General features: G+C 61.7%; 5 protein-coding genes. 4 read left to right on the top strand and 1 reads right to left on the bottom strand.

Going from position 1 to position 7385, the window contains the following annotated elements:
* The first annotated feature begins 394 nt into the window (after window positions 1-394).
* The 4 genes from QZ964_RS21440 to QZ964_RS21425 all read left to right on the top strand — a co-directional run bounded on the left by QZ964_RS21440 (window position 395) and on the right by QZ964_RS21425 (window position 6862).
* On the top strand, window positions 395-1816 hold the full coding sequence (locus tag QZ964_RS21440) for an MBOAT family O-acyltransferase (RefSeq protein WP_292534424.1): 1422 nt from the start codon (window positions 395-397) through the stop codon (window positions 1814-1816).
* 23 nt (window positions 1817-1839) lie between these two features.
* A complete protein-coding gene (locus tag QZ964_RS21435) occupies window positions 1840-3120 on the top strand; it encodes an alginate O-acetyltransferase (protein WP_292534422.1) in 1281 nt (426 codons plus the stop codon).
* An 809-nt stretch (window positions 3121-3929) separates the two neighbouring features.
* A complete protein-coding gene (locus tag QZ964_RS21430) occupies window positions 3930-5351 on the top strand; it encodes a toll/interleukin-1 receptor domain-containing protein (RefSeq protein ID WP_292534419.1) in 1422 nt (473 codons plus the stop codon).
* Window positions 5348-6862, top strand: coding sequence for a hypothetical protein (locus tag QZ964_RS21425; RefSeq protein ID WP_292534417.1), 1515 nt, complete (start codon window positions 5348-5350; stop codon window positions 6860-6862). The genes QZ964_RS21430 and QZ964_RS21425 overlap by 4 nt, the downstream gene beginning before the upstream one ends.
* 176 nt (window positions 6863-7038) lie before the next feature.
* Here QZ964_RS21425 and QZ964_RS21420 read toward each other — a convergent pair.
* A partial coding sequence (locus QZ964_RS21420; RefSeq protein WP_292534415.1) for an EcsC family protein occupies window positions 7039-7385 on the bottom strand: 347 nt, incomplete at its 5' end.

Raw genomic sequence — 7385 nt, 5'->3', positions numbered from 1 at the left:
TGAGACGGGCAGGTCGCATCAGTGTCGAGCGACCGTGACGTTCGACCGCAAATTCGCGCGACTCGACGGCGTCGAGCTGCTCGGCAGGTAAGCAACTTGCAATTCTGACGACGGGCGCAACCTGCTCTCTCTCCCGTCCGAAGTCGGCTGTCGCCGACTTCGGGGTCGATACGCAAACCGGGAACACCCGGTTTGCGAAGCGGGGGAGGGTTGGGGAGGCGCTTCGTGGCGCCCTTCCCGCTAAAGCGGGAGAAGGCGGAGCGGCGCCGCCGCCGCCGGCGATTCATGGAGGACGTCCCCGTCGAGACGCCGTTTCTTGCCCCTCTGCGGCGGTTTTGGTAGAAGCCGCAGGCCTTAGCGCTCGCGCCGGCGCGCCGACGAACGCAGGACAATCATGCTTTTCTACGAGCCGCTGTTCCTGTTTCTGTTCGGCCCGGCGGTTTACCTCATCTATCTGTTTTTCGGAGAGGTCCGCCTGCGGCGGGCGCTCATCCTGTTCGCCGCCAGCGTTATTTTCTACGCCTGGAGCGAGCCGGTCTTCATCTTCCTCGTCTTCGCCTCGGTCGCGCTCGACCTTTATGCGGCGCAACGGATCGCCGCGTCGTCGGAGCAAAAACCGCGCAAGCTCTGGCTCGCGCTTGGCGTCGTCGCCAATCTCGCGATCCTCGTCTATTACAAATATACCGGCTTTCTGGCGCTCAATCTCGACGCGATCTTGAAGGCGCTGACGCTGCCGGGGATCAACATTCCCCAGATCGCGCTGCCGATCGGCGTCAGCTTCATCGTCTTCGAAAAAATCACCTATCTCGTCGACGTCTATCGCGGCGTCACCGCGCCGGCGCGCGCGCCGCTGCTCTATGGGCTTTACGTCTTTTTCTTCCCCAAGCTTCTCGCCGGGCCGATCATCAAATATCACGATATCGCCCGCCAGTTCGACGAGATGCCGCACGCCGACGTCGATGATTTCGTCATCGGCTTTTCGCGCTTCATGCTCGGCGTCGTGAAGAAGCTGCTCTTCGCCGATACGCTGGCGAGCGGCGCCGACCTGATCTTCTCGCGCGACGTCGGTTCTCTCGGCTTCACGCAAGCCTGGGCGGGCGTGCTGTTCTTCACCTTCCAGATCTATTTCGATTTCTCCGGCTATTCCGACATGGCGATCGGACTGGCGCGCATGTTCGGCTTCCGCCTTCTCGAAAATTTCAACATGCCCTATGTCGCGACCAGCATCACCGATTTCTGGCGGCGCTGGCATATTTCTCTCACCAGCTGGATTCGCGAATATTTGTATTTTCCGCTCGGCGGGAATCGGCGCGGCGAAGCGCGCACCTATCTCAATCTGTGGATCTGCTTCTTCGCCTCGGGCGTTTGGCACGGCGCCGCTTGGACCTATATCGCCTGGGGCGCCTATAATGGCGTGTTTCTGGTGCTCGACCGTCTGTTTCTGGTGAAAAGCCTGCAGCGATTGCCCGATTGGTGCGCCAATATCGTCACGATGATCGTCGTGATCGTCGGCTGGACCTTCTTTCGCGCGGCCTCTCTTCAGCAGGCGGGCGCGCTGCTGGCGCTGATGGCGAATCCATGGGCGCAAGCAAGTGCGCCGCTCGCCATTCCGCAAGAATATGTCGTCATGGCGCTGATCGCCGCGGCGATTTGCGTCGCGCAGCGGCTGTCGCTTTATGTCAAGGACTTCGATTGGGGAAGCGCGGCGCAGCGTTACGCCATGGCGTCGAACAGCGCGCTGTCGCTGCTCTTCCTTGCGGCGCTGGCGAAGGGACTGGCCGATCCCTTCAAGCCGTTCATCTACTTTCGCTTTTGAAGCGGACGGACAATCAGGCCGACATGGATAGACGCGTCGAGAAAGATCAAGCGGAATTAGGAGCGCCGGCGCCGGCGCCGGCCTCTTTCGCGCGCGCCTTTCTCAACGCGCTCACCTTCGCGCGCCTGCCGATCTTTGGCTGCGCGGGCTTCATCGCCTTTCTGTTCCTCGCCAATTTGTGGAATTTCGCCGTTGAACGCGATTGGCCGAAGCTGCGCATCCGGAGCGCCTCGCCGCTCGCCGGCGTCGCCAAGCCAAAGCCCGCGCCCTGGACGCTCGACGCTTTTCTTTCGGGAGAAACGCAAAAGGCGGTGTCGACGAATCTCGGCCGAATGTCGCCGGTTTTTCCGATTTCCGTACGCGCGAAAAATCAGCTGGTCTTTTCGCTTTTCGGCGGTTCGGCCGCGCCCGGCGTCATGATCGGCCGCAACGGCCAGCTCTATGAAGATATCTATATCGACGAATTCTGCGCGCGCGACGGCGGCTTCGATCCTGCCCGCGTCGCCGCATGGTCCGCGGCGTTGCGCGAGATTCAGGAGATGGCGCAGGCGCGCGGAAAGAGCTTCGTCTATCTGATTTCGCCGTCCAAGGCGGCGCGCTATGCGGAAGATTTGCCGACATCCGCGTCCTGCGCTTCGCGCGCGACATCGATGCCCGACAAGCTCGCGCCCTATCGCGCGGCGCTCGATGAATCGCATGTGCGCTATGTGGACGGCCCGGCGCTGATCGACGCGGAAAAATCCAAACAGGAGATCGCGCTGTTTCCGCGCGGCGGCTCGCATTGGAACAGCGTCGGCGGCGCGCTCGCCATGCGCGAAGTTACGCGCGCGGCGCCGGCGTCTCCCGTCGGCGCGCTCGATTTTACATCAGCGCCGGCGCCCGAAGCCCTCGGCACCGATCGCGACCTGCTGGACCTTCTAAATCTTCTGTGGCCCGACGCGTCTTATCCGACCGCGGCGATCGGCAGAGCAGGGGAGAAGGGCGATTGCGCGCGCGCGCCGCGGCTGCTCGCGCTTGGCGGCAGCTTTCTGCATCAGGTTCTGGCGGCGGCGACGCTCGCGCCCTGTCCGCCGCAAATCGACTATTGGTTCTATATGCGCACCGCGGACAACAATATCGAACTCGGTCATTACCGGCGCCCGCCCGGCGACGCCTCGAATGGCGAGCGGCTGGCGGCGACAGCGGAAGAACTCGATGAAAATCTCGCCGGCGCCGATTTCGTCCTGCTCGAAGAAAACGAAGCCGGCGTCGCCACGACCAAGCAGATCGGCCATCTCGCCGAGGCGCTGCGCCGTCTGCGTTAGGCGAAGCGCGGAAATGCGCGTCCCCTTCTCCCGCTTGCGGGAGAAGGTGGCCCCACGAAGTGGGGTCGGATGAGGGCTTTCCCTCTGCCGACAGAGCGAGGGACTTCGCGCAAATCGCCAAGGAATCGCGCCGGGACGCCGGCCCTCATCCGACCCTCGCTCACGCGAGGGCTGCCTTCTCCCACTTCGTGGGAGAAGGAAACGCGCTCAATCGTTCCAGCTCACCGAGGAAAGATGTGTGTCTCCCGTAACCCCGCAAGCGGGGAGGGGGGCGCGCGCGTTCGAACGATTCATACGATGTCGATTTAAACGGCTCGGCTGTCATCCCCGACGCGCGCAACGCGCGCGATCGGGAATCCAGAGCAGAACCAGCGTTCTTGGATCGGCTCTGGATTCCCGGTCAGGCCTGCGGCCTGCCGGGAATGACAAGCTCCGACCGAACGGATCAGACGGAATTCGTATCACTTGTTTCGCCACGTCGCCATGGAGCGCGGCTCGCGAAATAGTGGAGATTGGTTTTTCGCGTAAAGTGCGCTCGACGCTTTTGAGATCAATCGCGTCATCGCATTTGGGCGAGTTCGTGCGAACGCCGTCGTATCCCGGTTTGAATTTCGGCTGACGACCCATGGCAGTCGCCCCACCGAGCGGATGATGAATGGCTTGATTTGACCCAACGCAGACCTTCAGAGCACGCGCATCTGGCGCGCGTCGCCTGGGTCCTAAGCGTTCTTCGTCGTTGAGCGCGATGAAGGAACTCGAATCGCGTCAGCTGGGCCAGTTTTAGGCGTCAACCTCAGGTTTCCGGTAAAATGGCGCAAACCGATTCGCTGACGCCCATGGCCCGTGACACGATATTCATCTGCCACGCGACTCCTGATGACAACGACTTCGTTCGTTGGCTGGGCGCCCGATTAACTGGCCACGGCTACAAGGTGTGGGCCGATATGTTCGGCCTGAAGGGCGGCATGCCGTTCTGGAACACGATCGAGGATGCGCTACGTGAGCACGCCTACAAGGTCATTTTCGTCGCCTCCAAAGCGAGCGTCGATCCCAACCGCCAGGGTGTGCGCAATGAGCTGTCCGTGGCCGACGCCGTCCGCAAGGCGCTCATAGATCCGGCTTTCATCATTCCCGTCCGCCTCGACGACGTGGCCTTCAGCGACTTCCCAATCTTGGTGCACCAGCTGAACGCTATCGACTTCAGCCGAGACTGGGGCGCGAAGCTGATCGAGTTGCTGGACACGATAGAGACCGCCGACGTTCCTCGGTCGGAGGGTGACCAATCGCAGGAATTCGAGCGTTGGCGGCAGGACGCCGTGAAAACGGCCGCCTCGGTCAGCGTCGAACAGGAACCGGTCCTTACCAGCCTGTCGCCCGTGAATTCACTGCCTGCAGAGGTGCGGTATCTCAAGCACAACTCTGACTCCACCGCGGTCACGACGGCCCTGCATTCGAGCGGAATCCCGTTCAGGTCGTTCTATCAGCTGCTCATCACATTTGCGGATATCGACAAGATCAACGCCGTCCTGCCGACGCCCATGGTGGCCGAAGCGCGGGCGGTGGCGTCCCTAGACGAATTCCTCACCGGAGATGTCCCCAATGTCACCTCACCCCGCCGCAGTGACGCTCAAAACATCGCCACCGCGCTGCTACGGCAGCATGTCGAACGCTACCTGCTCGCACGCGGTCTGAAAGAGCTGCCGCAGCGTTCGAGTAGCGCCTACTACTTTCGGGACGGTTTGGTCGCTAACAACAAAGTCCCATATACGGCCGCGTCGGGGCGCCGGACGAATAAGAACGTAGTCGGCCGCAGCGAGCGGAATAAGGTCTACTGGCACTTGGCAATGAAGGTGAGCGTGGTCTTGGGGCCTCCTGCGTTCGTGCGTTTCAAGCCCTACGTCGCTTTCTCGGACGACGGTCAGACGGCCATTACTGATCCGAAGCGGACCGCGCCGATTCGCCGCCGATTTTGCAAGAATTGGTGGAACCAGCACTGGCGACAGTTGCAGGAAGCCTTCGCAGTTTGGCTGGCGGATGGTGCAACAGCGTGCTCGATTCCATTGGACGGGTCTCAGAACCTGGTGCTGGCCGGTAGGCTCCTCCAGCTGACCGCCGAGCGCCACATTGTCGGCGATCTCCAATTCCAGGATGAAGCCGAGGAGCCGGACGAGCCCGAGGATGAGGAGGACATTGGTTTCGACGCCGATCTCGAAGGGGAGGGCGACGAGTGACCGACTGGATCATGACCCATGTCGAGGAGCCGTTGCTCAGCTTCGGCTTCAACCAAAAGACGGAGCACCCCAAGGACGGACTGTTCCTCTATGGGCCGCCGGCTTCCAACCAGAACCCAGCGCGGATGGACGTTGGCGTCATCGGTACGGCTGACGGTATTCGGCGATACCAATCCTGGGTCAAAGCGATTGCCTCAACCATCGCGGCGCCGGAGACGGGTCGCGAGGAGAACAAGACCATGTGGCCTGGCTTCCAGGCCGCCTTTGGAGTTCCATGGCCGGCAAAGCCATTCGCCACCATCACCATCGATGGCGATGTCCTCAGCGAGCGAATCAGAACTGAAGATCGCCACGAGGCGATCTTCAAGGCAGTCGACGTCTACGGCGACGCCCTGAGGAAGTATTTGCGCGAGCAGGAGGCGCGCCCCCAGTTCTGGTTCGCCATCATCCCCGAGGAAGTCTTCCGCTACGGCCGACCGAAATCGGTTGTGCCGAAAGACCAGCGCGTGAAGGCCACGGGCTCCCTCGGCCGCAAGGCCGCGAAGTCGATCCTTTCCAAAGGCTCGATGTTCATTGAGGAGATGGAGGCGGCGGCTCTTTACGAGTATGAGCTCAATTTTCATAACCAGCTGAAAGCTCGCCTTCTCGACACCGGCCAGGTGCTGCAGGTGATACGCGAGACGACCCTGACTCCCGCCGAATTCGAGGAAGGGACGCGGCGATCGCTGCAGGATCCGGCCTCGGTCGCCTGGAATCTCGCCACGGCCAGCTTTTATAAGTCAGGCGGTCGGCCGTGGCGGGTGGCCGATGTACGCGAGGGCGTTTGCTATGTCGGTCTGGTGTTCAAAAGGATCGAGAACGCCAAGGGCTGCAACAACGCCTGCTGCGGGGCTCAGATGTTCTTGAACTCAGGCGAGGGCCTCGTATTCAAGGGCGCGGTCGGCCCTTGGTACTCCGAAACCGACGGCAGCTTCCATCTGTGCCGCGAGCAAGCGGCTCAGCTGATGCAGATGGTGATTTCGTCCTACGAGGAAATACATGGACGGCCGCCAACCGAGCTCTTCATCCACGGCAAGACCTGGTTCGAGAAGGATGAGTGGGAGGGCTTCCGATCCACGGTGCCGGTTGACACGAAGCTCGTCGGAATTCGCATCAGGCGCCAGAACGAGCTGAAACTCTTCCGCTATGGATCGAAACCAGTGCTGCGCGGAACCGCAATCATTGCTTCTGATCGAAGGGCTTACCTTTGGACCACAGGCTTCACGCCGCGCCTGAACACCTATCCAGGCCGGGAAGTCCCGAACCCGGTGACGGTCGACATAGTCAATGGCGAGGCGGATCTACGTCAGGTGCTGACAGACCTGATGTCTCTGACCAAGCTGAACTTCAACAACGCGGGGTTCGCGGATGGCCTGCCGGTGACGCTGAGGTTTGCCGATCTGGTTGGAGAAATACTGACGGCGGGCCCGACGCAAGTAGCAGCGCCACTGCCTTTCCGGTTCTATATCTAACGGGTCAGGCTTCAACAACGCTGGCTCGAATGTCCTCAACATGGCTCGCAGCGAGAGTCCGCTCGTGGCGCGAAGCCAATATCCTGCCAGCCAAATGTTTCCGCGTTCCACCCAAAGCCGAAATTCAAACTAAGCCATTCCCCAAATGCAGCGTGATCAAGCACGCTCGTCGCTGCTCACGCCGCCTGCGACGGATCGTTCCAATACCCCTCGGCGCGCGCGATCCTGGCGTATTCGGCATGCACCATGGCGGGGCCATACAGTCGCTCCAGCCGTCGCACGATGAAATGGCCGCGGGCGAGACTTTGGAAGTGCTCGGTGAAGGCGACGTTGATCGCCGCGCCGCTGATCGCGCCGATCACCGGGACCGCCTGCGCCGCGGTCTTTTGCGTGACGACCACCCCGAAACGCGCCCCGATCGCGCCGATCAGCCGGGCGAGCGCCGGCGCCGCCTCGTTGGAAACGCGCCGGACGGTCAGAAAGCGCGCCGCTTCCGACACGGATTTCGCAAGCATGGCGCGCA

It is taken from the genome of Methylocystis sp., from assembly GCF_021731785.1.
GTDB lineage: Bacteria > Pseudomonadota > Alphaproteobacteria > Rhizobiales > Beijerinckiaceae > Methylocystis.
Note: the sequence above shows the minus strand (reverse complement) of the source record. Positions and strands in the feature narration are given on the sequence as shown.